This is a genomic window from Klebsiella sp. H-Nf2 (assembly GCF_002806645.1).
GTDB classification, from domain to species: domain Bacteria; phylum Pseudomonadota; class Gammaproteobacteria; order Enterobacterales; family Enterobacteriaceae; genus Klebsiella; species Klebsiella variicola.
In genome coordinates this window covers 96,923-122,769 of sequence record NZ_PIBL01000005.1, presented here as the reverse complement: position 1 = coordinate 122,769, position 25,847 = coordinate 96,923, and the positions used below count along the sequence as shown (strand labels likewise).

Here is a 25,847-nt window from a genome sequence, read left to right as displayed (position 1 = left end):
AAAATGTGTTAAGCTGCGCGCCATTTTGTTAATTAGCGGTTCCCAATAGACTTCGGGCGGCATGGCGGCGGGTTGGCCGTTTGCCGGAAAACAGGCTGCCTGAAGGCCTGAACTATGTAACGAGAGCGTGACCACCCATGCGAATTTTGGCTATCGATACCGCCACAGAGGCCTGCTCCGCGGCGCTGTGGAATGATGGCACCCTTAGTGCTCATTTCGAAATTTGTCCCCGCGAACATACCCAACGTATCCTGCCGCTGGTGCAGGAGGTCCTCACCGAGAGCGGCGCCACGCTGACCGAGCTGGACGCGCTGGCCTTTGGCCGCGGTCCGGGTAGCTTTACCGGCGTGCGCATCGGCATCGGTATCGCTCAGGGGCTGGCGCTGGGCGCTGAGCTGCCAATGATCGGCGTTTCCACGCTGGCCACCATGGCGCAGGGCGCCTGGCGCAAAACTGGCGCCACCCGCGTGCTGGCGGCTATTGACGCGCGGATGGGCGAAGTCTACTGGGCCGAGTACCAGCGCGACGAGCAGGGCGTGTGGCATGGCGAAGAGACGGAAGCGGTGCTCAAACCGGAAGCGGTAGCCGAACGGCTGGCACAGCTTTCCGGCGAATGGGCCACCGTCGGCACCGGCTGGCAGGCGTGGCCGGATCTGGCGAAAGCGAGCGGACTGACCTTAAGCAGCGGCGAAATTGAATTGCCGGCGGCGGAGGATATGCTGCCGTTAGCCTGTTACCTGCTGGCGGCGGGGAAAACCGTGGCCGTGGAGAAAGCGGAGCCGGTTTATTTGCGAAACGAGGTGGCGTGGAAGAAACTTCCAGGCCGCGAGTGAATCTCAGTAACAAGAAGACTGAGAAAAGGAGTCGCATCATGGCGGGTCAAAAACAGGGCGTTCGCTGGCTGTTAGCCGCGGCGGTTGCCGTTGCGCTAAGCGGCTGCGTGTCAGTGCCGGATGCCATCAAAGGCACCAGCCCTACGCCGCAGCAGGATTTAGTGCGGGTGATGAACGCGCCGCAGCTGTACGTTGGCCAGGAAGCACGCTTTGGCGGCAAAGTGGTCAATGTGCAGAACCAGCAGGGTAAAACCCGCCTGGAAATCGCCACCGTGCCGCTGGACAGCGGCGCACGGCCTGTGCTCGGCGAACCGTCACGTGGGCGGATCTATGCCGACGTTAATGGCTTCCTCGATCCGGTCGACTACCGCGGCCAGCTGGTGACCGTGGTCGGGCCGATTGCCGGGGTGGTCGACGGCAAAGTGGGCAGCACGCCGTATAAATTTATGCTGATGAACGCCATCGGCTACAAACGCTGGAACGTGGTGCAGCAGGTGGTGATGCCCCCGCAGCCCATCGATCCGTGGATGCTGGGTCCGCGCCCCTGGGGTTACGGCTATGGCGGCTGGGGCTGGTACAACCCCGGCCCTGCTGAGGTGAGAAACGTCGTAACTGAATGATTTTGTTGTTTATGTTAGTTCAAAGAAACAGCGGCCGGTCCGCTGTTTCTTTGTTTTCAGTCGAATAAGAAAAAAAATAGTGACGCGCTTCGCAACCTGCTCATTGCCTAATTAATAAACTGGTACGCTGAGTTAATATAATGTTAACAAAATGTATTTGCCAGGGGCTGTGATGACGACGAATAACTATTTCAGAGGTGATGCAGTGAAAAAGGTTTGGCTAAACCGTTATCCCGCAGATGTTCCTGCGGAGATAAACCCTGACCGCTATCAATCCCTGGTTGAACTGTTTGAACATGGCACCACCCGCTACGCCGACCAACCGGCGTTTATCAATATGGGTGAAGTGATGACCTACCGTAAGCTGGAAGAGCGTAGTCGCGCCTTCGCCGCTTACCTTCAGGAGGGGTTAGGATTACAGAAGGGCGATCGCGTGGCCTTGATGATGCCTAACCTGCTGCAGTATCCGGTGGCCCTGTTCGGCATCCTGCGCGCCGGGATGATCGTGGTCAACGTCAACCCCTTGTATACCCCGCGTGAACTGGAGCATCAGCTCAACGACAGCGGCGCGGCGGCGATCGTCATCGTCTCCAACTTTGCCCATACCCTGGAAAAAGTGGTGGCGAAAACTCAGGTTAAGCACGTGATCCTGACGCGAATGGGCGACCAGCTCTCCACCGCCAAAGGCACGCTGGTGAACTTTGTGGTCAAGTACATCAAGCGCCTGGTGCCGAAGTATCACCTGCCGGATGCCATCTCGTTTCGCAGCGCGCTGCAGCATGGCTACCGCATGCAGTACGTGAAGCCGGAGATCGTTGCAGAAGATCTGGCGTTTCTGCAGTACACCGGGGGCACCACCGGCGTGGCCAAAGGGGCGATGCTGACCCACCGCAACATGCTGGCTAACCTCGAGCAGGTCAATGCCACCTACGGCCCACTGCTGCATCGTGGCAAAGAGTTCGTGGTGACCGCGCTGCCGCTGTATCACATTTTCGCCCTGACCATGAACTGCCTGCTGTTTATCGAACTGGGCGGGCAAAATTTGCTGATCACCAACCCACGCGACATTCCCGGGTTGGTGAAGGAGCTGGCGAAATATCCCTTTACCGCCATGACCGGGGTCAATACCCTGTTCAACGCCTTGCTGAACAACAAAGAGTTCCAGCAGCTTGATTTCTCCTCGCTGCACCTGTCCGCCGGCGGTGGGATGCCGGTGCAGCAGGCGGTGGCCGAGCGCTGGGTAAAACTGACCGGACAATATCTGCTGGAGGGCTACGGCCTGACCGAATGTTCGCCGCTGGTCAGCGTCAACCCGCACGACATCGACTACCACAGCGGCAGTATTGGCCTGCCGGTGCCTTCCACTGAAGCCAAACTGGTGGACGACGACGATAACGAAGTGGCGCCGGGTCAGCCGGGCGAGCTCTGTATCAAGGGGCCGCAGGTGATGCTGGGCTACTGGCAGCGTCCTGACGCGACGGATGAGATTATCAAAGACGGCTGGTTGCACACCGGGGATATCGCGGTGATGGATGAAGAGGGATTCCTGCGCATCGTTGACCGGAAAAAAGATATGATCCTGGTGTCGGGATTTAACGTCTATCCGAATGAAATCGAAGATGTGGTCATGCAGCACAGCGGCGTCCTCGAAGTGGCGGCCATCGGCGTGCCGTCCGGCAGCAGCGGTGAAGCGGTGAAGATTTTCGTGGTCAAGAAAGATGCCGCGTTAACCGAAGAAGCGCTGATTACGTTCTGCCGCCGCCATCTCACCGGCTACAAAGTGCCGAAGCTGGTGGAATTCCGTGACGAACTGCCGAAATCCAACGTCGGGAAAATTTTGCGGCGAGAACTGCGTGACGAAGCGCGCGCTAAAGTGGACAATAAAGGCTAAGTAACGAATGAGTCGCCTGACGCCGGCTACGCCGGCGTTTTTTATGGGCGCAAGTTAAGAGAGTATGCTTTGAACTATCAGATGATCACCACCGACGATGGCCTGCGCGCTGTCTGCGAAGCGGCAAGCGCGGCCTCCACCGTTGCTCTGGATACGGAATTTGTCCGCACTCGCACCTACTATCCGCAGCTGGGCCTGCTGCAGCTGTTCGACGGCACTCAGGTCTCTCTGATCGACCCCTTGACGATTAGCGACTGGGCGCCGATGCGTGAGCTGCTGCTCAACCAGGATGTGACTAAATATCTGCATGCCGGTAGCGAGGATTTAGAAGTCTTCCTCAATGCGTTCAACCTGATGCCGCAGCCGCTGATCGACACCCAGATCCTGGCGGCGTTCTGCGGCCGCCCGATGTCCTGGGGCTTTGCCTCCATGGTGGAAGAGTATTCCGGAGTGGCGCTGGATAAAAGTGAATCCCGCACCGACTGGCTGGCTCGCCCGCTGACCGAGCGTCAGTGTGAATACGCCGCAGCTGACGTCTGGTACCTGTTGCCGATCGCCAGCCAATTAATGGCGGAGACCGACCGCGCAGGCTGGCTATCGGCGGCGCTGGACGAATGTCGTCTGATGCAGCAGCGCCGTCAGGAGGTGGTCGACCCGGCCGAGGCCTGGCGCGACATCGGCAACGCCTGGCAGCTGCGTACCCGTCAGCTGGGCTGCCTGCAGCTGCTGGCAGAGTGGCGTCTGCGCAAAGCGCGTGAGCGCGACCTGGCGGTGAACTTTGTGGTGCGGGAAGAGCATCTGTGGAGCGTGGCGCGCTATATGCCCACCAGCCTCGGCGAGCTCGACAGCCTCGGGTTGTCCGGCAGTGAAATTCGCTTCCACGGCAAAACGTTGATTAGCCTGGTCGAGAAAGCCCAGGCCCTGCCGGAATCGGCCCTGTCGGCGCCGCTGCAGAACCTCATTGACATGCCGGGTTACCGCAAAGCCTTTAAAGATATTAAAGCGCTGGTGCAGGAAGTGAGTGCCGACAAGGGCGTGAGCGCGGAACTGCTGGCCTCGCGTCGGCAGATCAACCAGCTGCTGAACTGGCACTGGCAGTTGAAAACGCAAGCCGGTGAGCCTGAGCTGATTTCCGGCTGGCGCGGCGAACTGATGGCCGAGCGGCTGAAGTCGCTGTTAAACGACTATCCGCGTTAACGAACGGCCAGTTCCAGGCAATAAAAAACCGGCAGCGCAGGGCGTTGCCGGTTTTTTTTCGGGGCGGAACAACAGGGTCAGGGTTTCGACTCTTCCGTTTCGGGTAGGGTCACGTTCAGCTCAAGAATCGAAATATCACCATCCCGCTGCTCCAGCTGCACGCTGACCATCTCCGGGTCGATCTGCACGTATTTACAGATCACTTCCAGAATATCTTTGCGCAACTGCGGCAGGTAGTGCGGTTCCGCGTCGCCGCGGCGACGCTCGGCGACGATGATTTGCAGGCGTTCTTTCGCAATATTAGCCGTGTTCTTTTTTCGCGAGAGAAAAAAGTCGAGTAAAGCCATAATTTATCCTCCGAACAGGCGTTTGAGGAATCCTTTCTTCTCTTCTTCAATGAAGCGGAAAGGGCGTTCTTCTCCGAGCAGACGTTCAACGGTATCGGCATAGGCTTTGCCTGCGTCCGACGCGGCATCCAGAATCACGGGCTCACCCTGGTTGGATGCGCGCAGAACTGACTGGTCTTCCGGGATCACGCCCACCAGATTAATGCGCAGAATTTCCAGCACGTCTTCCATGCTCAGCATATCGCCTTTATTGACGCGGCCTGGATTGTAGCGGGTCAGCAGTAAGTGCTCTTTGATCGGCTCTTCGCCATTTTCCGCACGACGGGATTTCGACGCGAGAATGCCAAGGATACGGTCGGAGTCGCGAACGGAGGAGACTTCCGGGTTGGTGGTGATAATGGCTTCATCAGCAAAGTAGAGGGCCATCAGCGCACCGGTTTCGATACCTGCCGGTGAATCACAGACAATGAAATCGAAGTCCATTTTCTTCAGTTCTTCGAGAACTTTGTCGACGCCTTCGCGGGTCAGGGCGTCTTTATCCCGGGTCTGAGAGGCCGGGAGAATGTAGAGATTTTCCGTGCGCTTATCTTTGATCAGCGCCTGGTTCAACGTGGCATCGCCCTGGATGACGTTGACGAAATCATAAACGACGCGACGTTCGCAGCCCATAATCAGATCGAGGTTACGCAGGCCGATGTCGAAGTCGATAACGACGGTTTTCTTTCCCTTCTGGGCCAAACCTGTAGCGATGGCCGCGCTGGAGGTGGTCTTGCCAACGCCCCCTTTACCCGAAGTCACAACAATAATGCGTGCCATAGAAATTCCTTGTTAAAAAGGGATTAATTCAACGGTTGAACTGTCAAAGCGCTTTCACCTAAACGCAGGCGTGCCGCTTTGCCATAAAATTCGGCCGGGATGTTATCGCTCAGCCAATATTCCCCGGCGATGGAGACCAGCTCCGCCGCAAGGTGGGTACAAAATATCTGGGCGTCTCTGTCGCCACCGGCGCCTGCCAGCGCGCGTCCTCGCATCATGCCATATACATGGATATTGCCGTCAGCGATAAGTTCCGCACCGGCACTCACATGATTTGTAACAATAAGATCACAGTGTGGCGCATAAATGCGCTGACCGGAACGTACCGGCTGATCAATCAAACGCGTTTTTGTGATCTGGTTAGCAACTGGCGGCGGCGGAGGGGTGGGTTCGGACGGTGCCGGACGAGGGGCTTTCTCTTTCCCTTCGGTTAATAACGGGATCCCGGCGCGATCGATTTCGGTTTTCAGGCGCGGGATTTTGCATCCGCTGACGCCCATAATGCGTAAACCGGTCGCGGCGATGGCCTCGTTAATGGCGCGCCATTCGACCTTCTCCTCAACGCTGGCGATATTCACCACCACCGGAGCATGGCGTAAAAAGGCGGGAGCCTGGGCGATTTTGTCTTCTAACGCCTGACGAATAACCTCGGGATTTGCATCGTGCAAATGAACGACAGATAACGTGAAGCTACTGCCTTTAAGTTCGATTGGCGTATTTGACATCCTGGCCTTACTCAATTTGCTGTTTATCAACCGCAGAAGTGCGGTGATATTCCGAAGACTAAAAGGCATGTTATAGTCACTCATATATTGAGGCAAGTGACCACGGGTCTAATTCCGAGTAAAACTATGTTTTGTGTGATCTATCGAAGTACTAAACGTGAACAAACCTATTTATATGTCGAAAAAAAGGACGATTTCTCACGCGTTCCTGACGAGCTAATGCGCGGCTTCGGCACGCCGCAAATGGCGATGCTGCTGCCGCTGGATGGGCGCAAAAAACTGGTTAACGCCGACCTGGAAAAAGTGAAACAGGCGTTGAGCGAGCAGGGCTATTACCTGCAACTTCCCCCGCCATCTGAAAATCTACTAAAGAAACACCTGGCGGAACAGGGGAAACAATCCGATTAACCCACGAGGGAAAATAATGTACCAACATCATAACTGGCAGGGTGCGCTTCTGGATTATCCAGTGAGCAAAGTGGTTTGCGTCGGCAGTAATTATGCGAAACACATCAAGGAAATGGGCAGTGCGACGCCGGAAGAGCCGGTGCTGTTTATTAAACCTGAGACCGCGCTGTGCGATCTCCGTCAGCCGTTGGTGCTTCCTGAAGGGCTGGGCTCTGTGCACCACGAAGTCGAGCTGGCGGTGCTGATTGGCAGTACGCTGCGTCAGGCGACGGAAGAGCATGTGCAGAAAGGGATCGCCGGCTATGGCGTCGCGCTGGATCTCACCCTGCGCGACCTGCAGGCTAAGATGAAAAAGGCCGGGCAGCCGTGGGAGAAGGCGAAAGGCTTCGATAACGCCAGCCCGATCTCCGGCTTTATCCCGGCCGCTGAGTTCCACGGCGACCCGCAGAATACGCCGTTAAGCCTGAAGATTAATGGCGAAGTGCGCCAGCAGGGAACCACTGCCGACATGATCCATAAGATTGTGCCGCTGATCGCCTACATGTCGCGCTTCTTTACCCTCAAAGCCGGGGATGTGATCCTCACCGGCACCCCGGAAGGGGTGGGGCCGTTGCACAGTGGTGACGAGCTGGAAGTGGGTTTCAACGGCCTGTCGCTCACCACCCGCGTGCTGTAAGCGCTGCTTGCCGCCTTTTGGGGCGGCAAAACTTGCATCGGCGTGCCAGACTGGTTATAAGGTGCACCCTTAACTGGCAACGACGGACACTCCGATGAGCGAACAACCTTTCTGGCAACAAAAAACACTGGATGCAATGACCGACGCGGAGTGGGAATCGCTGTGTGACGGTTGCGGCCAGTGCTGCCTGCACAAGCTGATGGATGAAGACACCGATGAAATCTACTTCACCAACGTTGCCTGCCGTCAGCTCAATATCAAAACCTGCCAGTGCCGTAACTACGAGCGTCGCTTCGAGTACGAGCCGGACTGCATCAAGCTTACCCGCGAAAACCTGCCAACCTTCGAATGGCTGCCGCCGACCTGCGCCTATCGCCTGCTGGCGGAGGGCAAACCGCTGCCGGCCTGGCATCCGCTGTTGACCGGTTCAAAAGCGGCAATGCACGGTGAACGCATCTCCGTTCGCCATATTGCGGTGCCCGAGTCTACCGTCGTCGACTGGCAGGACCATATCCTCAATCTGCCTGACAGGGCGCTGTAAACGCCAGATTACGCTTTCTTCGCATGAAACAGCCCAGGTGACATCATGTGCGCCTTGAGACTGGCAGGATATGATTCCGCGACCGGCTGCTGGCATAAAAAAACGCCCCGCAGGGCGTTTCATCTTGTGCTGTACACACAGCGACTTAGCGGCCAAACAGATCGCGTTTTTTGATTTTGACCGGCTGAGCAATGATCACCAGGATGGCGACCACCAGATAGGCAGCAAAAATACCGACCAGCCATTGCGGCATCTCCAGCGACAGAAATTGCCACTGACGTACCGAACAGTCGCCGGAGGCAACAAACATCTGCGGCAGCCATTTATCCAGCGGCAGCCAGGTCGGGAAGCGGGCGGCGAAATCACAGGTCTGGAACGGCGAAGGGTGCAGCTGGATCATCGTATGCTCCCACGCCAGCTGCAGCCCGCGAATCGCGCTGTATAGCCAGATCAGCAGCGCGACATAGCGCAGCGGCGTTTTAGGCGCGATGGCGCCCACCAGCCCCGCGCCCATGATGCCGAGCAGGGCACAGCGTTCGTAAATACACATCACACACGGCTGCAGCAGCATCACATGCTGGAACCACAGCGCAACGAGTTCGAGAATAAAAGCGGTCAATGCCATCAGGAGCCAGGCACCGCGTCCCCTTGAGCACTGGTTTAAATATTGCAACATAATCATTTCCCTGGAAGATGCTAAATCATGGCAGTGTAAACGAAAACCGAACCGACGCCAGCGGCCCGGCAGAAAATATTACGTAACGGGTTATTGAATGGCCCGGATGGATCCGGGCCAGGATCGGGTCAGGGCAGCGTGGGCGTGGTCACCCAGCCGTGCGCCAGCAGCCAGTTGGCGACCGGCATCAAGGTGAACTCGACGCACAGCAGGCCGACCAGCGTCAGTACGATGGTGTAGGGTAGCGCCATCCACACCATGCGGCCATAGGAGAGTCGGATCAGCGGCGCCAGCGCGGAGGTCAGCAGGAACAGGAATGCCGCCTGGCCGTTGGGGGTGGCGACCGACGGCAGGTTGGTACCGGTGTTGATCGCCACTGCCAGCATCTCAAACTGTGGCAGGCTGATAACGCCATGTTCGAGGGCCGTTTTTGCTTCGTTAATGTAGACCGTGCCGACAAAAACGTTATCCGAAATGGACGACAGCAGGCCGTTAAACAGATAAAACAACGACAGCTGTGCGTGCGGCGAGGCCTGCAGCACAAACTCAATGACCGGGGTGAACAGCTGCTGGTCGATGATCACCGCCACAATGGCAAAGAACACCGTCAGCAGCGCGGTGAAGGGCAGCGCCTCGGTGAACGCCTTGCCAATGGCGTGCTCATCAGTCACCCCGGAAAACGTGGTGGCGAGGATGATCACCGACAGACCAATGAGCCCGACTTCGGCCAGATGAAAGGCGAGGGCGACGATCAGCCAGACACCAATCACCGCCTGGGCAATCAGCCGCAACTGCTCCTGACGGCTGCGCTGGGCGCGGCTGCGGTCGTCAAAGTCCTGCAGTACCTTCCGCACCGCGGGCGGCAGCGGTTCGCCGTAGCCAAACAGGCGATACTTTTCGACCAGCAGGCAGGTCAACAGCCCACACACCATCACCGGCACGGTGACGGGTGCCATGCGGATAAAGAACTCGCCAAAATGCCAGCCCGCCGCTTTGGCGATAATCAGGTTTTGCGGTTCGCCAACCATGGTCATGACTCCGCCGAGGGCGGTCCCGACGCCGGCGTGCATCATCAGGCTGCGCAGAAAGCCGCGGAATTGCTCCAGCACCTCGCGGTAGTGCTGCTCGATATGGCTGTCGTCCAGCAGATCGTTATCATCAGGGCGAGCTGAAGCGACGCGGTGGTAGATGCCGTAGAACCCAACGGCGACGCTAATCACCACCGCCACCACGGTAAGCGCATCGAGAAAGGCGGAGAGGAAAGCGGCCGCCAGGCAGAAGGCCAGCGACAGCAGCATCTTGCTGCGGATCCCCAGCAGCAGGCGCGTGAAGACGAACAGCAGCAGTTGTTTCATGAAGTAGATGCCCGCGACCATGAAGATCAGCAGGAGCAGCACTTCAAGGTTGCCGGCGATCTCTTCCCGCACATGCGCCGGGCTGGTCATGCCGATCAGCAGCGCTTCAATCGCCAACAGGCCGCCCGGCAGCAGCGGGTAGCACTTCAGCGCCATGGCGAGGGTAAAGATAAACTCAACCACCAGCAGCCAGCCGGCGACAAACGGCGCCACGGCAAACACCAGCGGGTTTACGATTAAGAAAATGATTAATGCCAGCTTGTACCAGTCCGGCGACTGGCCAAGAAAATTGCGCCACAGCGCGCGGCCATATGAAATTTCCACGACAGAATCCTTCCCCGTCAATTAGTACATGATTTTGTGCGTAACTATTGGCAAGAGTATCAGTTGAGCAAAATGAGAAGCAACTTTCTTCGCACCGCGGCGGCGGTGAGGGGAGATAAGGAAAAGCGCAAAGTAAAAACGGAAAATGAAACAGCGATCCCTTTTTAATTCACTTGCGATGCTATCTGCGCTATAGCGGCTCTGGTATGATGAGTGCAATTGCAACAATGTGTAATGGAAATATTATTATGGTCATTAAGGCGCAGAGCCCTGCGGGTTTCGCGGAAGAGTATATCATTGAGAGCATCTGGAATAACCGCTTCCCACCTGGATCGATTCTCCCCGCTGAACGCGAGCTTTCTGAGCTGATCGGTGTCACCCGCACCACTCTGCGCGAAGTGTTGCAGCGTCTGGCGCGTGACGGCTGGTTGACCATTCAGCATGGCAAGCCCACCAAAGTGAATAACTTCTGGGAGACCTCCGGGCTGAATATTCTCGAAACGCTGGCGCGCCTCGATCACGACAGCGTGCCGCAGCTGATTGATAACCTGCTCTCCGTGCGCACCAATATTTCCACGATTTTTATTCGCACCGCGTTCCGTCAGCATCCGGATAAAGCGCTGGCGGTACTGGACAGCGCCCGGGAAGTGGAAGATCACGCCGACGCCTTTGCCGACCTCGATTACAACATCTTCCGTGGTCTGGCGTTTGCCTCCGGCAACCCGATTTACGGCCTGATCCTCAACGGCATGAAGGGGCTGTATACCCGCATCGGCCGCCACTATTTCTCCAGCCCGGAAGCGCGCAGCCTGGCGCTGGGCTTTTATCATCAGCTGGCGAAGGTGTGCGAAGGCGGCCTGCACGATCAGGTGTACGAGCTGGTCCGTCGCTACGGCCATGACAGCGGGGAGATCTGGCATCGGATGCAGAAATCGCTGCCCGGCGATTTAGCCATGAATATGCGTTAAGCCGGATATTAGCGATCGATAAACAACATAAGGGGGCCAATGGCCCCCTTCGTCGTTTTCATCGTCCCGCAATGCTATAGCGCGTTCGGGCGCGCCGGGCAGCGGTCCAGCAGCTCAATGCTGCCGTCGGCGTTCTGCTGCTCCAGCAGCACATCGAATCCCCACAGACGATGCACATGTTTCAGCACTTCGCGCCGGCCTTTGTCCAGTGGGACGCGGTTGTGCGGCACATAGCGCAAGGTCAGCGAGCGGTCGCCGCGCAGGTCAACGTTCCACACCTGGATATTCGGCTCAAGATTGCTGAGGTTATACTGCGCCGAGAGCTTGTTGCGGATCTCGCGATAGCCCTCTTCGTTGTGGATCGCCGAGATCTCAAGATAATTGTTGTGATCGTCGTCGAGCACGGTGAAGAAGCGGAAATCGCGCATGATCTTCGGCGACAGGAACTGGCTGATAAAGCTCTCGTCCTTAAAATCACGCATCGCGAAATGCAACGTTTCCAGCCAGTCAGAACCGGCGATATCCGGGAACCAGTACTTGTCCTCTTCCGTGGGCGACTGACAGATGCGCTTGATGTCCTGGAACATGGCGAAGCCCAGCGCGTAGGGGTTAATCCCGCTATACCACGGACTGTTGTACGGCGGCTGGAACACCACGTTAGTGTGACTGTGGAGAAACTCCAGCATAAAGCGCTCCGTCACTTTCCCTTCATCATAGAGATGGTTGAGGATGGTGTAGTGCCAGAAGGTCGCCCATCCCTCGTTCATCACCTGGGTCTGTTTCTGCGGATAGAAATACTGGCTGACTTTACGCACGATGCGCAGGATCTCGCGCTGCCACGATTCGAGCAGTGGGGCGTTCTTCTCCATAAAGTACAGCAGGTTCTCCTGCGGTTCGGAGGGGTAGCGACGGGCGGACTCAATCGCTTTTTCTTCCTCGCGCTTCGGCAGGGTGCGCCACAGCATATTCACCTGGCTTTGCAGATACTCCTCCCGGCTTTTCTGCCGCGCTTTCTCCTCCTGCAGAGAGATTTTTTGCGGACGTTTATAGCGGTCGACGCCGTAGTTCATCAGCGCGTGGCAGGAGTCGAGCAGTTTTTCCACTTCGTCGACGCCATAGCGCTCTTCGCACTCGGTAATGTATTTGCGGGCGAAGATCAGGTAGTCGATGATCGAGCTGGCGTCGGTCCAGCTGCGAAACAGATAGTTATTTTTAAAGAACGAGTTATGCCCATAGCAGGCGTGCGCCATGACCAGCGCCTGCATGGTGATGGTGTTTTCTTCCATCAGATAGGCGATACAAGGATTAGAGTTGATGACTATCTCATACGCCAGGCCCTGCTGACCGTGCTTATAGGCCTGCTCGGTCTCAATGAATTTTTTGCCGAACGACCAGTGAGGATAGTTGATGGGCATGCCGACGCTGGAGTAGGCGTCCATCATCTGCTCGGAAGTAATGACTTCGATCTGGTGCGGGTAGGTGTCAAGACGATAGAGCTTGGCGACCCGGTCCACTTCGGCCAGGTAGGTCTCCAGTAACTCGAACGTCCAGTCGGGTCCATCGCTTAAACGGGTGGTGTCCCTGTTCATGGAGTCAATCGTAGCCATTAGCGCGCCCTCGTTGTTGTTGGTTTTCTCTGAACGGAAAACCTCTAAACAAGCATAGAACACCGGATGGCAAACTGTATCGTCAGACAATTTCTTTTCTTCGCGATTTCCCCATCTCAAAGCCGTTTTTTGCGCTTATTTGCAGAATTTAATGCTGAGTAAAAATAAAGCGCAGCATGAGATCGTAAATCTCGCAGCGCAGGGCTGGTGCGGTTTGCTGTGAGTTAAGTCACCATAAATAAAGCGTATGTTGAATAATATTTTCAACTGAGTTATCAATTTGTAATTAGATGATTGTTCTTTAACTGTTACGGAGTCGCTATGCGTGTCGTCATACTGGGAAGTGGGGTGGTTGGGGTAGCCAGCGCGTGGTATTTGAGTCAGGCGGGTCATGAGGTGACGATTATCGACCGTCAGCCTGGCCCGGCAGAGGAGACCAGCGCGGCCAACGCCGGGCAGATTTCTCCCGGCTATGCGGCGCCCTGGGCGGCGCCAGGGGTGCCGCTGAAGGCGATCAAATGGATGTTTCAGCGCCATGCGCCGCTGGCGATCGGCCTTGACGGCACGTCGTTCCAGCTGAAGTGGATGTGGCAGATGCTGCGCAACTGCGACACCCGCCACTATATGGAGAACAAAGGCCGTATGGTGCGCCTGGCGGAGTACAGCCGCGACTGCCTGAAAGCGCTCCGCGACACCACCGGCATTCAGTATGAAGGACGTCAGGGCGGGACGCTGCAGCTGTTCCGGACCGCCAAACAGTATGAAAATGCCACCCGCGACATCGCGGTGCTGGAAGACGCCGGCGTGCCGTACCAGCTGCTGGAAGCGAAGCGGCTGGCGGAGGTGGAGCCGGCGCTGGCGGAAGTCAGCCATAAACTGACCGGCGGCCTGCGCCTGCCCAATGATGAAACCGGTGACTGCCAACTGTTTACCACCCGTCTGGCGGCGATGGCGGAACAGGCCGGGGTCACCTTCCGCTTCAACACCGCAGTGGACGCCCTGTTGCAGGAGGGCGATCGCATTGTCGGGGTGAAATGCGGCGATGAGATCATCAAGGGCGACGCCTATGTGATGGCCTTCGGCTCCTACTCAACGGCGATGCTTAAAGGGCTGGTGGATATACCGGTCTATCCCCTGAAAGGGTACTCATTGACCATTCCGATTGCCCAGGAGGACGGGGCGCCGGTTTCCACTATCCTTGATGAGACATACAAAATCGCTATTACCCGTTTCGATCAGCGCATTCGCGTCGGCGGCATGGCCGAGATCGTCGGTTTTAACAAAGCGCTGCTGCAGCCGCGTCGCGAAACCCTGGAGATGGTGGTGCGCGACCTGTTCCCGCGCGGCGGCCACGTGGAACAGGCGACGTTCTGGACCGGCCTGCGGCCGATGACGCCGGACGGCACGCCGGTGGTCGGACGCACGGCGTATAAAAATTTGTGGCTCAACACCGGCCACGGCACGCTTGGCTGGACCATGGCCTGCGGCTCCGGGCAGCTTATCAGCGATCTGATCTCCGGGCGCACGCCGGCGATCCCTTACGACGATCTGGCGGTCGCCCGCTATAGCCCCGGCTTCACCCCGGCGCGCCCGCAGCATCTGCATGGCGCACACAACTAAGGAGCTTGCATGACCCGTCCGGTAGTGGCCAGCATCGACCTGCTGGCCTTGCGGCAGAATTTACAGATAGTGCGTCGCGCGGCCCCCGGGTCGCGCCTGTGGGCGGTGGTCAAAGCCAATGCCTATGGCCACGGCGTGGCGCGCGTATGGAGTGCGTTAAGCGGGGCGGATGGTTTCGCCTTGCTCAACCTGGAAGAGGCGATCCTGCTGCGCGAGCAGGGCTGGAAAGGTCCGATCCTGCTGCTGGAGGGCTTCTTCCATGCCGATGAACTGGCGGTGCTCGATCAATATCGCTTAACCACCAGCGTCCACAGCAACTGGCAGATTAAGGCGCTGCAGCAGGCGAAGCTGCGTGCGCCGCTGGATATCTATCTCAAGGTGAACAGCGGCATGAACCGGCTGGGCTTTATGCCTGAGCGGGTGCATACCGTCTGGCAGCAGTTGCGGGCGATAAGCAACGTCGGCGAGATGACGCTGATGTCGCACTTCGCGGAGGCGGAGAACCCGCAGGGGATTGTCGAGCCGATGCGCCGTATCGAACAGGCGGCGGAGGGGCTGGATTGCCCGCGCTCGCTGGCCAACTCGGCGGCGACCCTCTGGCATCCGGAAGCGCATTTTGACTGGGTGCGTCCGGGCATCGTGCTGTATGGCGCGTCGCCTTCCGGGCAGTGGCAGGACATCGCGAACACCGGGCTGAAGCCGGTCATGACGCTGCGCAGCGAAATCATCGGCGTGCAGAACCTGCGCCCCGGCGAGGCGATTGGCTATGGCGGCCTGTACCGCACCACCCAGGAGCAGCGGATCGGCATCGTCGCCTGCGGCTATGCCGATGGCTATCCGCGGGTGGCGCCGAGCGGCACGCCGGTGCTGGTGGATGGCGTACGCACCACTACCGTTGGACGCGTATCGATGGATATGCTGGCGGTCGATTTAACGCCTTGTCCGCAGGCCGGGATCGGCGCGCCGGTCGAGCTGTGGGGCAAAGAGATTAAAATCGACGACGTGGCGGCCAGCAGCGGCACCGTCGGCTATGAGCTGATGTGCGCCCTGGCGCCGCGGGTGCCGGTTGTGACCCTGTAACCTATTCCGGGGCGGATCACTCCGCCGATCACATATGCCAGTATTTCAATAAGTTACTGAAATACTGGCATTTAGATAACCTCAAACTACCCGCCAAAACCCGCCCTAACTCGGCGAGTGTGGACACTTTGTGGATCTCTATCAGGAGCCAAATTTTGCCACTAAAAAGGTGATGAGTGCTGAAAGAATGCCGACAGCAACAGGCACCACAACACTACCCCATTTCCAGCGAGCCTTATCCTCAAGCTTGTCAAAGCGTTTATCCAGCGCTTCGATAAACTCGCTTTTAACATTAACAATATCTAATTTAAGTTCGCTCTTCGTATTAGACATTTCGGATTTCAGGCCCAACATTTCTGCCTTCAGTTCACCTTTAAGCTCTGACAAATCTGCCTTTGTGACAAACTGCTCTGAACGCTCTGTCAGCCGAACAAGGTCGAGTTTGACTGCAGAAATGCCGTCTTCAAGTTTTTCCACTCGTTTTTCAAGATTGTCAGACATGCCATCACCTCCATCCCCGTCTTTCTTCCATGGTACATCATTTGTGCTATTGGAGCGGCGTAACTCAGAAACACTACTCATCGTTTTGTGCTCCTTCAGGGTTTTGATCTTCAAACCACTTAAGGACAGCACTGGCACGATATAAGCTCAAATGACCGCAATTGAGGCAATTCACCATGTAATAGCTTTTTCTAAGTCCAGCGATCGTATTCAGGTTACCAAATGCAACATATTGGACATATTGTACTGATTGAGCATCTTCAATCATGCCTCGCTCAGCTTCTCCAAGAGATTCAAAGTTTTCGGGAAAACTATCGGTTTTTATGTAACCAGTCTGTGGAACAGATAATTTATCTGAACCGCAAGCCAGACAATGCCCAGAAATTCTTTTTTCTGAAAGATACTTAAATAACATCTCTGCATCTATAGTTCTAAGACGACTACGATACTTATCTGTTACATCTTGTTCATCACCGTTAAGAAGGTCGATTTTGGACTTGAGTTTTTCTTCATAAAATTGTTTTAGAAGAAAATCTCGCAATTCTTTCTCTGTTGGTTCTTTCATATCCATTTTAGTTCTCCAGAGGGTTAAATCGCACGGCATCCTGTAGGTAATCTGGCGCAAGATGCGCGTATACCATTGTTTGCTGTATGTTCGAATGGCCGAGTATTTTTTGCAGAGTTAGAATATTGCCGCCGTTCATCATGAAATGGCTGGCGAAGGTATGTCGCAGAACGTGAACTCCTTGGCCGTCCGGCAGATCCGGAGCTACCTGCTTGATAGTCCGGCGCAGCAGCTCGTAATCCACGTCCGCAAAAATATCGCCCGTTCCCCGCTCGCACAGCTCACCAAACAGCTTATTGCTGACGGGCACGGTTCTGTTTTTGCTGTTCTTGGTGTTAATGAACATCGCTTTTGAATGAGCAAGATGTGTTCGCCTTAGTTTAACGACCTCACCCCAGCGGGCACCGGTCGCCAGACTTAATCGCGCCGCGAGGTTTTCCGGCTCGGGCAGGGTAGTCAATAGCTGGTTAATCTGCGACTTCAGCAGATAACCCATTTCATGCGCGTGTACTTTAAGTGGCGAGACACCTTTAAAGGGGTTTTCGTGGTGATAATTCCCAGTTTCAATAAGAGTACCGAACAGAGAAGAGAGCGTTTCCTGTTCGCGGTTGAGCGTCTTAGCCTTAATGCCGGCAGCGTACCGGCCAGCACGATAATCAGCCCAGGTGTTTTTGTTCACCTTGTCGGTGGTAGGAAAGCCCATAGCTTCATCAACGCGCTCAAGCTTACGGCGTGTACTTTCGCCGGACTTCATCGTTTGGCCCTTGAGCCGCCACCATAGATCGATAAGGTCGGAGAACGGCCGCTTGTCCGGCGCTTTATCCAGCCAGCCCTTATTGTGCTGTGAAGACAAGATCCACCGTTCATACTGCTGGGCTTCGGATTTAGTGGCGAATTTTTTTCGTATACGACGACCTTCGCGACCCTGCGGTCGCATATCAACCATGTAGCCATCTTTAAGAGATTTAATGCTCACCAGAAAATCCCCCTCTCATGACAGATCCCACCCTTACCCCATCTTTCCATTATATTTAAAGCAGTTAGCCAACCTTCTTCGCGCTTCGGCGGCTCAATGTTCCGTTTTGCCCATCAGGGGAGAGAGCCGGAGCTATCTGACCGGATGCTTCATTGGTTTCATCGCTCATTAGCCACAAGGTGTACTTTTTGAAGACCTCGTGAGTTGTGATTTTTCTCAGTGTTACCCCGCCAGGCTCCATTATCCCAACCTCATATTTCTTAATTGTGCTTATGGAAATACCTGTTAAATCGGCAAATTTTGCCTGGCTTAAATTTTCAGCTTCCCTAATCAGCTTTAGTTTCTCGCTTAGCTCGCTTGACATGGTTCATTCCTATGATCTAAAGTTGGTTCATGTTAATGAACCAATAAAGCCCCAAACTACCCAAACAAGGCAGGATAACACATGGCAAGAAACGCAAGAAGAGCCACCACGCCACCTGAAATCAGGGATTTGCCGGGGGATTACCCATTCGGCGATCGTGTTTCTGAGTCCCTGGCCGACTATGCAAAACGCACCGGCTTAACACTGAAGGCAGTTCAGCACCGCGCAGATGATGGCCGCTTACCGATCATCCAGGCGCGCCCACGAGCAAAGCGGGAAGTGAACCTGCTCGCCATCTACATGAACGCCCGCTACAAAGCCGAGCGCTTTGTTGAGTCAATGAACTAAAGGGGATGTCATGCAGAAAGGGAACGGAATTACGCGCGATAACTTACCCAAGATCATCTGGATAAATAAGCACGCCGGAATTTGTTGCGGCTTCACCATTCGCGTATTACCGCGCAGGGTAGGCAAGAAACGCTATCAAATTATGAAAGATGATGATTCATTTGGAATTGACTTCGCTTTATCGGAAGCACGCAGAACGATAGACCGGCTTATTAATAATAACCGTTTTATTATTCATTAAAGGAGCAGGGGAAAATGAAACGCCTTTATGCTGAACAGATTAATAAAATGCTGGAAGATTATTATTTCAATCTGGAAAACAACCCTCAGGGCCGCGAGTCACATTATGGCGTTCTGGCTAGCGGGATCCAGCACGTCTACGGCGCTGCATTCTGCCTGAATGACGATGACACACTTTGTGAACTTCGCCCATTGGTCAGCGCCATCATGAATGGCGAGATACCTAAACCATACGACCTGTCGTCAATCGACGATGAGCAGCAAAAACAGGAGATGGCAAGCATCCCCGCAAGCTTAAAGACCTTATCCCTCTACAGCCGATAAGCGAGGCTTACCATGTTCAATGAAGAAAGAAAATCATGGGCACAGGAAATGCTGATCCGTGAGGCGGTGGAGAACGCGAGGCAGGGCTTCACGGTACAGCTTAAAAACGGTGCCCGTATTACCGTGCCTGCGAATGATTCATCAATTGACTTAATTATTCACGGTCTAGAAAAATCAATTCGCGGAGATTATGAACGTGACCGCCTGACGTTTATAGATTTTATGTATTACTGGCATGAAAGGTTATTCAAGCTGGCTAAAAGAAAACCGCGCCACAACCCCTAATTAACCAGCGTTAAAAATAACGGCATTCATTTTGCCGGGGATTCGTTTTGCCTTTTTCAGGAGGTCGCATGGGGATTAAGTCAATCAAGCTGGATGGCGGAATAAGCGATCCGGAGTTTGTGGAAATAAGCACCAATGCACGAAAACACGAACGCGCTCACCTGCTGGTCCTGCTGCGTATTTATGTCGGTCAGCTGAAAAAGGAAAGCGCCACCCCGGAAGAGATTTATTCATCAATCGAACAGTGGGCCGATGCCCGCGAAATTTCAATCAGTGAGGGTAACAAGCAATGAACCATTTAATGATAGACATTGAAACACTCAGCACCCAGCCGAATGCAGTGATTTGCGCGATTGGCGCGGTTTTCTTCGAACCATCAACCGGCAAAACCGGTCCGTCGTTCTATCAGACCATTGATCCGCGCACCTCTCAGAATCGCGGCGCCCATATCAGCGCCGACACGGTGATGTGGTGGCTTAAGCAGGACAAAGAACCCATCAGCGAGCTGGTAAGCGCAAAGTCGCACGAAATTGAAGTGATGCTGGATTTCGCCAGATTCATTGAAGGCGCATTCCCCGGGGAGACCACGAAAAAAAATCTTAAGGTATGGTGCAAGGGCGGCTCATTTGATTTTCCGATCCTTAAGTCTGCCTTTGAGCGCTCATCACTTGAAGGTGTTTCCATGCTTCCCTGGAATTTCTGGAATGAGTGCTGCTTCCGTTCGCTTCTCACGGTTGCCGGTGTTATCGGCTATGCCCCCCATCCGCGACGCTCAGTTGCACACAACGCTTTAACCGACGCTATCTATCAGGCCGAGCAGGTTTGCGAGATCTGGCAGCGCCTGACCTCCCCACACATCGAATCGCTGTGAGGGCCGCCATGTATCCGCGTCTCTCCGTCATTTGCAGCGCTCCGCTGCCGGTCTGCACCAGGGCGCTTGCTGCCCTGAAATGCTTCGCCCGCGGTCAGCGTAATTTTTCCCGCGTCAAGCCGCATGCCTATCTCGTGATCCGTATTGGTCGCCGCTGGCGCTTGCTCAGTAAGAACGGCGGCCAGCAGTGGCGGCTGATGACCCACGAAACCTACAACCAGGAATACCGCAAATGAACCGATCACCTGAATACGTCCAGGGTGCATTGGCCGCCCTGCACGAAGCCAAAACACTCAATCTCGCAAATGCGACAGCGCTCGGCGTGCTGGAGGGTCCGGCGGCCGCTAAGACCCTCATTGCCTTGATGAATGTGGTGCTTGACCCACTAGTCCAGAAATGCAACGCAATGGAGGTGAAAAGTGATTAAGTCACCTATCAAGTGGGCGGGCGGTAAAACCCGCGTTATGCCGCAGCTGCTGAAGCACCTGCCGAAAGCTGATTGCCTGATTGAGCCATTTGTTGGCAGCGGCACCGTATTCATGAACACGGAATACCGTCGCTATGTGCTTTGCGACAGCAATCGCGCGCTGATCAACTTCTTTCTCGCGCTCAGAGATGACACAGAACGATTGATAGCGATCGCTAAGAACCAGTTCAGAAATGGCAATAATGCAGATAGCTATTACGAAGAGCGCAAGTTGTTCAACCACTTGTCGTGGGATGATGAGTGTACAGATGAATATGTTGTGCGCTGGGCGGCGTCATTTTTATACCTGAACCGCCATTGCTTTAACGGTCTTTATCGCACGAATGCAGATGGTGGTTTTAATGTGCCATTTGGCCGCTATAAGCAACCCTATTTCCCTGAAGCTGAAATGCGCTTATTCGCCGAAAAGGCGCGGGATACTAAGGCGCTCTTTCTTTGCAATGATTTTCGCACTTCCATTCCGTACATCGCAAAGAATCGCCCGGACTCAGTTATTTACTGCGACCCCCCCTATATCCCGGTCAGCGAAACCGCCAACTTTACCGCCTACGGCAAGCCGTTTACCCTGGACGATCATCGTACTCTGGTTGCAACCCTTCTCGATGCTCATCGCCAGCACGGCACCCGCTCGGTGATATCAAACAGCGACACCCCGGAAACCCGCGAGATCTACACCGCTTTCAATCTCCACGCCTTCAGCGTCCGCCGCTCTGTCAGCGCCAAAAGCCGCGATATGGCCGACGAGGTTATTGGCGTACTTCGCGTATGCGATGGCTGCGGCCGCTCTGGCGGTGGTAACTGCCCGGACTGTGGGCCAGTGATGGGTGCTTCCAGTTACGGCGCAATGGCTGCGGCGGGTGCATTCGACGGGGCGGAGGGATTGCGATGAGTGAGCCAGTCTGGTTAGCAGTAGCTCCCGCCGATGAATCAGGGGATTGCACCATCATGTCAGCACTGGTTTACCGCATAACCGGTAGTCAGCAGTGCCACTCCTTCACCCTGATTGATTTTAGGGCATTCATCCTTGATGCGAGCGTACCGGTCTCCAGGTCATGCGTATCCGGTACAGGCTACGCGGAACAGGGCATCAGAAAAGGTGGACTCGTGCGGCTACAGCTTCCTTCCGACCTGATGAGGAGTTGCCATTCCGATGAACACGATTGATGCCGTTGTAACGCGCGTTCTGGACGTTCGTCCATATCGCCATTTCTGGATCGTCGAGGTGGAAGTGTTGAGCTGGGGCCGATACGGCAACACGACCATCATCCGCGATAGCGAAAAAGAAGCCCGCCAGGTTAAGTCCGGCGACACGGTGACGATCTGAGGACCAACAAATGAACGAAACCAATTACCGCCGGTTCTGGCGAAACCTTGTGATCTGCTGCGCGCTCTGCTCGCTGTTGTTCTGGCTCCCGATGGGCTATCTCGCCTTTCGTGTTTTCTCAGTGGTGTGGGAGGCGCTGTGGTCGCTTATTACAACGAAATAGACCTTCACGCAGCACAGCACCTGCGCAACCTTATCGACGCTGGCCATATTGCGCCGGGCGTCGTTGATACCCGCTCAATTGAGGATGTAACGCCCAATGACCTTACCGGATTCAATCAGTGCCATTTCTTCGCCGGGATCGGCGGGTGGTCGCTCGCGCTGCGTCGCGCAGGATGGCCCGACAGCCGACCGGCATGGACAGCATCATGCCCCTGCCAGCCTTTCAGCGCGGCAGGCAAAGGACTTGGGTTTGCTGACGAGCGGCACTTATGGCCCTCCGCACATTGGCTTGTCGGCCAGCGCCGCCCTGTCGTGGTCTTTGGCGAGCAATCTGGCAGCGCTGACGCGAGCGACTGGATCGACCTTGTACAAGCTGACGTGGAAGCCATGGGCTATGTCTTCGGGGCGGTTGCGTTTCCGTCTGCGAGCGTCGGTGCGCCGCACCAAAGAGACCGTGCTTATTGGGTGGCCGACGCCGATTGCCAGCAATGGGAGGGGCGCGGGGAATTTCAACCGACAGGGGGGGGTAAACCTTCAGACAGCAGCGTTATTAGCGGGCTGGCCCACACCGACGGCAACGGACGGGAAGGGCGGTTATCAGGGCGGACGGATCCGCAACGGAAGGCTATCAGTGGACAGGCTGGACGTGGCTGCGCAATTAGCGGGCTGGCCGACGCCGACCACGAGCAACGACCGCTCGCCATGTCCGCAAGAGGCCATGCGGACGTATCGCGACAATGGAACAAAGATTCAGAAGCGGCTTCAGGATGTAGCTGCGTTATGCGGCCCGGCCCGGTTAACGGCTTCTGGCGAGATGCTGATTTGCTCCACGGCCGGGATGGATTGTGGAGGCCAGTTAGACCCGGATCATTCCCGCTGGCTGATGGGGTTCCCGCCAGAGTGGGAAGAGTGCGCACCTACGGAAACGCTATCAACATTGAAGCGGCGGCAGCGTTCATAAAGTCCTATATGGCAGCGGTGGATCATGTCTGATTCCGCCGCTTTAGCATGGAGCTGGAACGCCAAACGGCAGCCAGTGAACCCCAGCACAACGGACGAGCCAGCACAGAAACCCTCTGCGCTGGCCGTCTGGCTTGCGCTTTACGCACAGGACGAAAGCGAGCAACGTGAACAGGCTGAGGCATTGAGTCGCGCAGCGGAAGAGCACCTATTTTCTATTGCAGGCTGCGATCCCTGGCTCCGCGACGAGCTGAATAATGCGCTAATTGAGAAGGCGAAGCGACACGCAGAACTCCATCGCGCCGATCATCTCACCTTGATTCGTGATGACGTCGCCAACCTGCCAGATTTCCTGCGCAAACCGCTGGAATCAAGGATTAAGTATTTAGAAAAATCAGAAGATCAGCGCCATTTGCCTGTATATCTGAATGAGGTAGTCGCCCCATCTTTGACAAGGATTGATGCTGTCCGCGCTAACCAAATGTCGCTGTCGTTTCGCGCCATGGCTGGCAGGGACAGCCTTGATCAGCTTCTCCGGTTGCCGGAACTCAATCAGCGTGAGGTCAAGCGACTCTCGACGCTGGTCGCGGCGCACATTGATGTGATTTTTATTCAGCTTTACGACGAGATACTGACCGATGAACTGGCTTCGCCAGTCCTCATTCTGGATCTTTATCGTCATTTGGCAACTGAGGTGCTACGCCTCGATGTTCTCCCGCCAGCCTATGAAGCGCTGCGCAGCAAACATAATCGCCGCAACCCTATTAATTACGATTTGATACCGGGCGCGCTGGCGCGTATGCGCTGTGCCGACTGGTGGCAGCGTAAGCTGTGGCAACTTCGTAATGAATGGCGAGAAGAGCTGCTGCGCGCCGCATGTCTTGTTCATCGTCATGCATCCCCTTATGTCAGCCACGACATTCTGTTGCAGAAGCGCGAGCAGCGCCGTAAGGCAATGGACTTTTTCCGTAATTACGACCTCGTTAATGAGGATGGTGACACGCTCAACATGGAAGACGTAGTGCTTGCCAGCGCCAGCAATCCGGCACATCGTCGTAATGAGATGATGGCGTGCGTTAAAGGACTGGAGCTGATCGCCGAAATGCGCGGTGATTGCGCAGTGTTCTATACCATCACTTGCCCCTCGAAATACCACGCCACGTTGATGAACGGGAAACCCAATCCGACATGGGATCATTCTACGGTCAGAAAGAGCAGTGATTACCTGGTTGATATGTTCGCCGCTTTCCGCAAGGCTATGCATAAGAAAGAGTTGCGCTGGTATGGCGTACGAGTGGCGGAGCCGCATCATGACGGCACGGTTCACTGGCACATGCTGTGCTTTATGCGTAAAAAACACCGCCGCACTATTACCGAATTATTGCGCCGGTTTGCTGTACGTGAAGACCGGACAGAACTTGGCAACGATACCGGCGCGCGATTCAAGTCAAAGCTTATCGACCCACGTAAAGGGACTCCGGCCAGCTATATCGCAAAGTACGTTAGTAAAAACATCGATGGGCGCGGGCTGGGTGACACGATCAGCAAAGAGACGGGCAAGACGCTGCGTGACAGTGCCGAGCATGTTACCGCCTGGGCTTCTCTGCACCGCGTTCAGCAGTTCCGCTTCTTTGGCATTCCGGGCCGCCAGGCTTATCGTGAGCTACGCCTGTTCGCATCACAGGCAGTACGCTCAATGAAGGACGCCAAACCCGGTGCGCCGGTACTTCAGGATCCAAAACTTGACGCTGTTCTTGCCGCTGCTGACGTCGGGTGTTTTGCCACCTACATCACCAAACAGGGCGGAGTACTTGTACCCCGTAAAAATTACCTCATCCATACCGCCTACGAGCCGACAGTAGAGCCAGGAACCTACGGCGATCATGGCATCCGCATTTACGGCGTATGGTCGCCGCTCACCGGGAAAGAAAACAAAATCTGCACCCACGTCCACACTTGGAAGATGGTGAAGAAGGCTCCCGCTAACTTAGGCGCTGAAAGCGCCGCCCAGGGCGACCCCGTCGCCCCTTGGACTCGTGGCAATAACTGTCCCCCAGGACAAAAAATAACAAAAAAAGAAACGGGGATTGCCACCCCACCGGCAGAAGGGGCGGAGCCAGATGACGAAACAGGGCCACTCGACCCGAGCAAATTACGCATGAAGGAACGGCAGGCACTTTTCCGCCGTATCCACGAAGAATTAACCGTGCCTCTAAGGGTGAAAAAGCCAGTCTTCGCACCGGAAAACAGCCCGACAGTGGCGGAACTATACGACTTCGCGCAGTCGCTGGGCTGGGATGAACTCAATCTTACATTATTGGCTCGTCGTCTTGCCGCTGGTGGTGAGTTATCTATAAATGGCCGAAGGTACTATTCGCACGGAGATGGACGGATATACAGTCGTAAAGAGCCAACTTATGATTTTTTTCTAAGGTTGGTCGCATATCCCAAGCGATAAAAATTATCATGAAGTTCATTCTGAAAATTTAAATGGTGGTTGTAAGTATATGATATTTATTTGTTTGTTGTGCTGTTATTTTGATGGTTTAAGTAACTATTTCTATTGTATCTAAAATATCGAGGCTCACTGGGGATTTGAAGTGTTAAATTCTTCATGTATCATCAAAAAGCATGCTGAAGTAAATTTAATTAAAGTTATTTATTTATGTGAATATGTTATTAGTAATTTATTTTTATGTCTAAATGTTATTTCGTATTTATATGTGAACTTATGTAATTTGAATTGTTTGTTTTGG

The 25,847-nt window shown here is 55.2% G+C and carries 33 protein-coding genes and 1 pseudogene; 24 read left to right on the top strand and 10 right to left on the bottom strand.

Annotation, left to right across the window (positions count from 1 at the left end):
• The first annotated feature begins 137 nt into the window (after nt 1-137).
• From tsaB to rnd, 4 genes are all read left to right on the top strand, one after another.
• On the top strand, nt 138-833 hold the full coding sequence (tsaB, locus tag CWM58_RS14520) for a tRNA (adenosine(37)-N6)-threonylcarbamoyltransferase complex dimerization subunit type 1 TsaB (RefSeq protein ID WP_008804296.1): 696 nt from the start codon (nt 138-140) through the stop codon (nt 831-833).
• Nucleotides 834-871: 38 nt separating this feature from the next.
• A complete protein-coding gene (locus tag CWM58_RS14515; protein WP_008804297.1) occupies nt 872-1,453 on the top strand; it encodes a Slp family lipoprotein in 582 nt (193 codons plus the stop codon).
• A gap of 205 nt (nt 1,454-1,658) precedes the next feature.
• On the top strand, nt 1,659-3,344 hold the full coding sequence (fadD, locus tag CWM58_RS14510; protein WP_100681284.1) for a long-chain-fatty-acid--CoA ligase FadD: 1,686 nt from the start codon (nt 1,659-1,661) through the stop codon (nt 3,342-3,344).
• A gap of 81 nt (nt 3,345-3,425) precedes the next feature.
• Nucleotides 3,426-4,541: a ribonuclease D gene (gene rnd / locus CWM58_RS14505; protein WP_165785804.1), complete on the top strand. Its 1,116-nt coding sequence runs from the start codon at nt 3,426-3,428 to the stop codon at nt 4,539-4,541.
• A gap of 77 nt (nt 4,542-4,618) precedes the next feature.
• Here the strand turns inward: rnd and minE are convergent, their stop codons facing one another.
• Genes minE through minC form a run of 3 tightly spaced genes read right to left on the bottom strand, consistent with a single transcriptional unit; the run spans nt 4,619 to nt 6,429 of the window.
• The gene (minE, locus tag CWM58_RS14500; RefSeq protein ID WP_004103270.1) at nt 4,619-4,888 is read right to left on the bottom strand and encodes a cell division topological specificity factor MinE; all 270 of its coding nucleotides are present in this window, start codon (nt 4,886-4,888) and stop codon (nt 4,619-4,621) included.
• Between the two features lie 3 nt (nt 4,889-4,891).
• Nucleotides 4,892-5,704, bottom strand: a complete 813-nt coding sequence (minD, locus tag CWM58_RS14495; RefSeq protein WP_008804300.1) for a septum site-determining protein MinD — start codon at nt 5,702-5,704, stop codon at nt 4,892-4,894.
• A 23-nt stretch (nt 5,705-5,727) separates the two neighbouring features.
• Complete coding sequence (gene minC / locus CWM58_RS14490; protein WP_100681194.1) at nt 5,728-6,429, bottom strand: septum site-determining protein MinC; 702 nt, start codon at nt 6,427-6,429, stop codon at nt 5,728-5,730.
• A gap of 126 nt (nt 6,430-6,555) precedes the next feature.
• Between minC and CWM58_RS14485 the strand changes: the two genes are divergently transcribed.
• The 3 genes from CWM58_RS14485 (at nt 6,556) to CWM58_RS14475 (ending at nt 8,054) form a co-directional block, all read left to right on the top strand.
• Nucleotides 6,556-6,837: a YcgL domain-containing protein gene (locus tag CWM58_RS14485; protein ID WP_004203320.1), complete on the top strand. Its 282-nt coding sequence runs from the start codon at nt 6,556-6,558 to the stop codon at nt 6,835-6,837.
• Nucleotides 6,838-6,853: 16 nt separating this feature from the next.
• Nucleotides 6,854-7,513 carry a fumarylacetoacetate hydrolase family protein gene (locus tag CWM58_RS14480; protein ID WP_012967776.1) on the top strand — a complete coding sequence of 220 codons (660 nt, stop codon included), beginning with the start codon at nt 6,854-6,856 and terminating at the stop codon, nt 7,511-7,513.
• 94 nt (nt 7,514-7,607) lie between these two features.
• Nucleotides 7,608-8,054 carry a YcgN family cysteine cluster protein gene (locus CWM58_RS14475; protein ID WP_061154143.1) on the top strand — a complete coding sequence of 149 codons (447 nt, stop codon included), beginning with the start codon at nt 7,608-7,610 and terminating at the stop codon, nt 8,052-8,054.
• 145 nt (nt 8,055-8,199) lie between these two features.
• Here CWM58_RS14475 and dsbB read toward each other — a convergent pair whose 3' ends face one another.
• Together dsbB and nhaB are read right to left on the bottom strand one after the other, a co-directional pair.
• Nucleotides 8,200-8,730 (bottom strand): disulfide bond formation protein DsbB, encoded by a 531-nt coding sequence (dsbB, locus tag CWM58_RS14470; RefSeq protein WP_061154144.1) that lies wholly within the window; start codon nt 8,728-8,730, stop codon nt 8,200-8,202.
• A gap of 128 nt (nt 8,731-8,858) precedes the next feature.
• Entirely contained in the window at nt 8,859-10,409 is a 1,551-nt protein-coding gene (gene nhaB, locus CWM58_RS14465) for a sodium/proton antiporter NhaB (protein WP_100681193.1), read from the bottom strand.
• 248 nt (nt 10,410-10,657) lie between these two features.
• On the opposite strand from nhaB, the gene fadR reads away from it, so the two are divergent.
• Nucleotides 10,658-11,377, top strand: coding sequence for a fatty acid metabolism transcriptional regulator FadR (fadR, locus tag CWM58_RS14460; protein WP_012541278.1), 720 nt, complete (start codon nt 10,658-10,660; stop codon nt 11,375-11,377).
• Between the two features lie 74 nt (nt 11,378-11,451).
• Here fadR and CWM58_RS14455 read toward each other — a convergent pair whose 3' ends face one another.
• Nucleotides 11,452-12,984, bottom strand: a complete 1,533-nt coding sequence (locus CWM58_RS14455) for a SpoVR family protein (RefSeq protein ID WP_004203310.1) — start codon at nt 12,982-12,984, stop codon at nt 11,452-11,454.
• Between the two features lie 88 nt (nt 12,985-13,072).
• Here CWM58_RS14455 and CWM58_RS28630 point away from each other — a divergent pair.
• From CWM58_RS28630 to dadX, 3 genes and pseudogenes are all read left to right on the top strand, one after another.
• Nucleotides 13,073-13,207 (top strand): annotated as a pseudogene (locus tag CWM58_RS28630) (hypothetical protein); the annotation flags it as partial.
• Nucleotides 13,208-13,305: 98 nt separating this feature from the next.
• Nucleotides 13,306-14,604, top strand: coding sequence for a D-amino acid dehydrogenase (locus tag CWM58_RS14450; protein ID WP_100681192.1), 1,299 nt, complete (start codon nt 13,306-13,308; stop codon nt 14,602-14,604).
• Between the two features lie 9 nt (nt 14,605-14,613).
• Complete coding sequence (gene dadX / locus CWM58_RS14445; protein ID WP_022065918.1) at nt 14,614-15,684, top strand: catabolic alanine racemase DadX; 1,071 nt, start codon at nt 14,614-14,616, stop codon at nt 15,682-15,684.
• 141 nt (nt 15,685-15,825) lie between these two features.
• On the opposite strand, the gene CWM58_RS14440 is transcribed toward dadX, so the two are convergent.
• The 4 genes from CWM58_RS14440 to CWM58_RS14425 all read right to left on the bottom strand — a co-directional run bounded on the left by CWM58_RS14440 (nt 15,826) and on the right by CWM58_RS14425 (nt 18,090).
• Complete coding sequence (locus CWM58_RS14440; RefSeq protein ID WP_100681191.1) at nt 15,826-16,266, bottom strand: DUF1640 domain-containing protein; 441 nt, start codon at nt 16,264-16,266, stop codon at nt 15,826-15,828.
• Nucleotides 16,259-16,756, bottom strand: a complete 498-nt coding sequence (locus CWM58_RS29040) for a hypothetical protein (protein ID WP_100681190.1) — start codon at nt 16,754-16,756, stop codon at nt 16,259-16,261. Before CWM58_RS29040 ends, CWM58_RS14440 begins: the two co-directional genes overlap by 8 nt.
• Before the next feature lies 1 nt (nt 16,757).
• Nucleotides 16,758-17,687, bottom strand: a complete 930-nt coding sequence (locus tag CWM58_RS14430) for a tyrosine-type recombinase/integrase (RefSeq protein WP_206056641.1) — start codon at nt 17,685-17,687, stop codon at nt 16,758-16,760.
• Between the two features lie 103 nt (nt 17,688-17,790).
• The gene (locus CWM58_RS14425; protein ID WP_032426921.1) at nt 17,791-18,090 is read right to left on the bottom strand and encodes a helix-turn-helix transcriptional regulator; all 300 of its coding nucleotides are present in this window, start codon (nt 18,088-18,090) and stop codon (nt 17,791-17,793) included.
• A gap of 81 nt (nt 18,091-18,171) precedes the next feature.
• On the opposite strand from CWM58_RS14425, the gene CWM58_RS14420 reads away from it, so the two are divergent.
• From CWM58_RS14420 to CWM58_RS14370, 13 genes are all read left to right on the top strand, one after another.
• The gene (locus CWM58_RS14420) at nt 18,172-18,438 is read left to right on the top strand and encodes a hypothetical protein (protein ID WP_032737939.1); all 267 of its coding nucleotides are present in this window, start codon (nt 18,172-18,174) and stop codon (nt 18,436-18,438) included.
• Between the two features lie 10 nt (nt 18,439-18,448).
• Nucleotides 18,449-18,679, top strand: coding sequence for a DUF4761 family protein (locus CWM58_RS14415; protein WP_115667036.1), 231 nt, complete (start codon nt 18,449-18,451; stop codon nt 18,677-18,679).
• Nucleotides 18,680-18,693: 14 nt separating this feature from the next.
• Complete coding sequence (locus CWM58_RS14410) at nt 18,694-19,002, top strand: DUF4754 family protein (protein WP_227520711.1); 309 nt, start codon at nt 18,694-18,696, stop codon at nt 19,000-19,002.
• Nucleotides 19,003-19,014: 12 nt separating this feature from the next.
• Nucleotides 19,015-19,287, top strand: coding sequence for a hypothetical protein (locus CWM58_RS14405; protein ID WP_048272138.1), 273 nt, complete (start codon nt 19,015-19,017; stop codon nt 19,285-19,287).
• A gap of 68 nt (nt 19,288-19,355) precedes the next feature.
• Entirely contained in the window at nt 19,356-19,580 is a 225-nt protein-coding gene (locus tag CWM58_RS14400) for a hypothetical protein (RefSeq protein ID WP_100681188.1), read from the top strand.
• An 8-nt stretch (nt 19,581-19,588) separates the two neighbouring features.
• Entirely contained in the window at nt 19,589-20,158 is a 570-nt protein-coding gene (locus CWM58_RS14395; protein WP_227540169.1) for a 3'-5' exonuclease, read from the top strand.
• An 8-nt stretch (nt 20,159-20,166) separates the two neighbouring features.
• Entirely contained in the window at nt 20,167-20,394 is a 228-nt protein-coding gene (locus CWM58_RS14390; RefSeq protein ID WP_040205000.1) for a hypothetical protein, read from the top strand.
• Nucleotides 20,391-20,585 (top strand): hypothetical protein, encoded by a 195-nt coding sequence (locus tag CWM58_RS14385; protein WP_100681186.1) that lies wholly within the window; start codon nt 20,391-20,393, stop codon nt 20,583-20,585. Before CWM58_RS14390 ends, CWM58_RS14385 begins: the two co-directional genes overlap by 4 nt.
• Nucleotides 20,578-21,534: a DNA adenine methylase gene (locus CWM58_RS14380; RefSeq protein ID WP_100681185.1), complete on the top strand. Its 957-nt coding sequence runs from the start codon at nt 20,578-20,580 to the stop codon at nt 21,532-21,534. Before CWM58_RS14385 ends, CWM58_RS14380 begins: the two co-directional genes overlap by 8 nt.
• A gap of 261 nt (nt 21,535-21,795) precedes the next feature.
• Entirely contained in the window at nt 21,796-21,969 is a 174-nt protein-coding gene (locus tag CWM58_RS28620) for a hypothetical protein (protein ID WP_165785795.1), read from the top strand.
• Between the two features lie 10 nt (nt 21,970-21,979).
• Nucleotides 21,980-22,132 (top strand): hypothetical protein, encoded by a 153-nt coding sequence (locus tag CWM58_RS28615; RefSeq protein ID WP_165785794.1) that lies wholly within the window; start codon nt 21,980-21,982, stop codon nt 22,130-22,132.
• The gene (locus tag CWM58_RS14375; RefSeq protein WP_100681184.1) at nt 22,108-23,124 is read left to right on the top strand and encodes a DNA cytosine methyltransferase; all 1,017 of its coding nucleotides are present in this window, start codon (nt 22,108-22,110) and stop codon (nt 23,122-23,124) included. The genes CWM58_RS28615 and CWM58_RS14375 overlap by 25 nt, the downstream gene beginning before the upstream one ends.
• Nucleotides 23,117-25,549, top strand: coding sequence for a replication endonuclease (locus CWM58_RS14370; RefSeq protein ID WP_100681183.1), 2,433 nt, complete (start codon nt 23,117-23,119; stop codon nt 25,547-25,549). Before CWM58_RS14375 ends, CWM58_RS14370 begins: the two co-directional genes overlap by 8 nt.
• Nucleotides 25,550-25,847 lie beyond the last annotated feature (298 nt).

What these genes read in the sequence shown, in the direction of transcription:
- tsaB (WP_008804296.1), top strand. Translation starts at nt 138, where the DNA reads ATGCGAATTTTGGCTATCGATACCGCCACAGAGGCCTGCTCCGCGGCG.
- CWM58_RS14515 (WP_008804297.1), top strand. Translation starts at nt 872, where the DNA reads ATGGCGGGTCAAAAACAGGGCGTTCGCTGGCTGTTAGCCGCGGCGGTT.
- rnd (WP_165785804.1), top strand. Translation starts at nt 3,426, where the DNA reads ATGATCACCACCGACGATGGCCTGCGCGCTGTCTGCGAAGCGGCAAGC.
- minE (WP_004103270.1), bottom strand. Translation starts at nt 4,888, where the DNA reads ATGGCTTTACTCGACTTTTTTCTCTCGCGAAAAAAGAACACGGCTAAT.
- minD (WP_008804300.1), bottom strand. Translation starts at nt 5,704, where the DNA reads ATGGCACGCATTATTGTTGTGACTTCGGGTAAAGGGGGCGTTGGCAAG.
- minC (WP_100681194.1), bottom strand. Translation starts at nt 6,429, where the DNA reads ATGTCAAATACGCCAATCGAACTTAAAGGCAGTAGCTTCACGTTATCT.
- CWM58_RS14485 (WP_004203320.1), top strand. Translation starts at nt 6,556, where the DNA reads ATGTTTTGTGTGATCTATCGAAGTACTAAACGTGAACAAACCTATTTA.
- CWM58_RS14480 (WP_012967776.1), top strand. Translation starts at nt 6,854, where the DNA reads ATGTACCAACATCATAACTGGCAGGGTGCGCTTCTGGATTATCCAGTG.
- CWM58_RS14475 (WP_061154143.1), top strand. Translation starts at nt 7,608, where the DNA reads ATGAGCGAACAACCTTTCTGGCAACAAAAAACACTGGATGCAATGACC.
- dsbB (WP_061154144.1), bottom strand. Translation starts at nt 8,730, where the DNA reads ATGTTGCAATATTTAAACCAGTGCTCAAGGGGACGCGGTGCCTGGCTC.
- fadR (WP_012541278.1), top strand. Translation starts at nt 10,658, where the DNA reads ATGGTCATTAAGGCGCAGAGCCCTGCGGGTTTCGCGGAAGAGTATATC.
- CWM58_RS14455 (WP_004203310.1), bottom strand. Translation starts at nt 12,984, where the DNA reads ATGGCTACGATTGACTCCATGAACAGGGACACCACCCGTTTAAGCGAT.
- CWM58_RS14450 (WP_100681192.1), top strand. Translation starts at nt 13,306, where the DNA reads ATGCGTGTCGTCATACTGGGAAGTGGGGTGGTTGGGGTAGCCAGCGCG.
- dadX (WP_022065918.1), top strand. Translation starts at nt 14,614, where the DNA reads ATGACCCGTCCGGTAGTGGCCAGCATCGACCTGCTGGCCTTGCGGCAG.
- CWM58_RS14440 (WP_100681191.1), bottom strand. Translation starts at nt 16,266, where the DNA reads ATGAGTAGTGTTTCTGAGTTACGCCGCTCCAATAGCACAAATGATGTA.
- CWM58_RS29040 (WP_100681190.1), bottom strand. Translation starts at nt 16,756, where the DNA reads ATGGATATGAAAGAACCAACAGAGAAAGAATTGCGAGATTTTCTTCTA.
- CWM58_RS14430 (WP_206056641.1), bottom strand. Translation starts at nt 17,687, where the DNA reads ATGCGACCGCAGGGTCGCGAAGGTCGTCGTATACGAAAAAAATTCGCC.
- CWM58_RS14425 (WP_032426921.1), bottom strand. Translation starts at nt 18,090, where the DNA reads ATGTCAAGCGAGCTAAGCGAGAAACTAAAGCTGATTAGGGAAGCTGAA.
- CWM58_RS14420 (WP_032737939.1), top strand. Translation starts at nt 18,172, where the DNA reads ATGGCAAGAAACGCAAGAAGAGCCACCACGCCACCTGAAATCAGGGAT.
- CWM58_RS14415 (WP_115667036.1), top strand. Translation starts at nt 18,449, where the DNA reads ATGCAGAAAGGGAACGGAATTACGCGCGATAACTTACCCAAGATCATC.
- CWM58_RS14410 (WP_227520711.1), top strand. Translation starts at nt 18,694, where the DNA reads ATGAAACGCCTTTATGCTGAACAGATTAATAAAATGCTGGAAGATTAT.
- CWM58_RS14405 (WP_048272138.1), top strand. Translation starts at nt 19,015, where the DNA reads ATGTTCAATGAAGAAAGAAAATCATGGGCACAGGAAATGCTGATCCGT.
- CWM58_RS14400 (WP_100681188.1), top strand. Translation starts at nt 19,356, where the DNA reads ATGGGGATTAAGTCAATCAAGCTGGATGGCGGAATAAGCGATCCGGAG.
- CWM58_RS14395 (WP_227540169.1), top strand. Translation starts at nt 19,589, where the DNA reads ATGATAGACATTGAAACACTCAGCACCCAGCCGAATGCAGTGATTTGC.
- CWM58_RS14390 (WP_040205000.1), top strand. Translation starts at nt 20,167, where the DNA reads ATGTATCCGCGTCTCTCCGTCATTTGCAGCGCTCCGCTGCCGGTCTGC.
- CWM58_RS14385 (WP_100681186.1), top strand. Translation starts at nt 20,391, where the DNA reads ATGAACCGATCACCTGAATACGTCCAGGGTGCATTGGCCGCCCTGCAC.
- CWM58_RS28620 (WP_165785795.1), top strand. Translation starts at nt 21,796, where the DNA reads ATGAACACGATTGATGCCGTTGTAACGCGCGTTCTGGACGTTCGTCCA.
- CWM58_RS28615 (WP_165785794.1), top strand. Translation starts at nt 21,980, where the DNA reads ATGAACGAAACCAATTACCGCCGGTTCTGGCGAAACCTTGTGATCTGC.
- CWM58_RS14370 (WP_100681183.1), top strand. Translation starts at nt 23,117, where the DNA reads ATGTCTGATTCCGCCGCTTTAGCATGGAGCTGGAACGCCAAACGGCAG.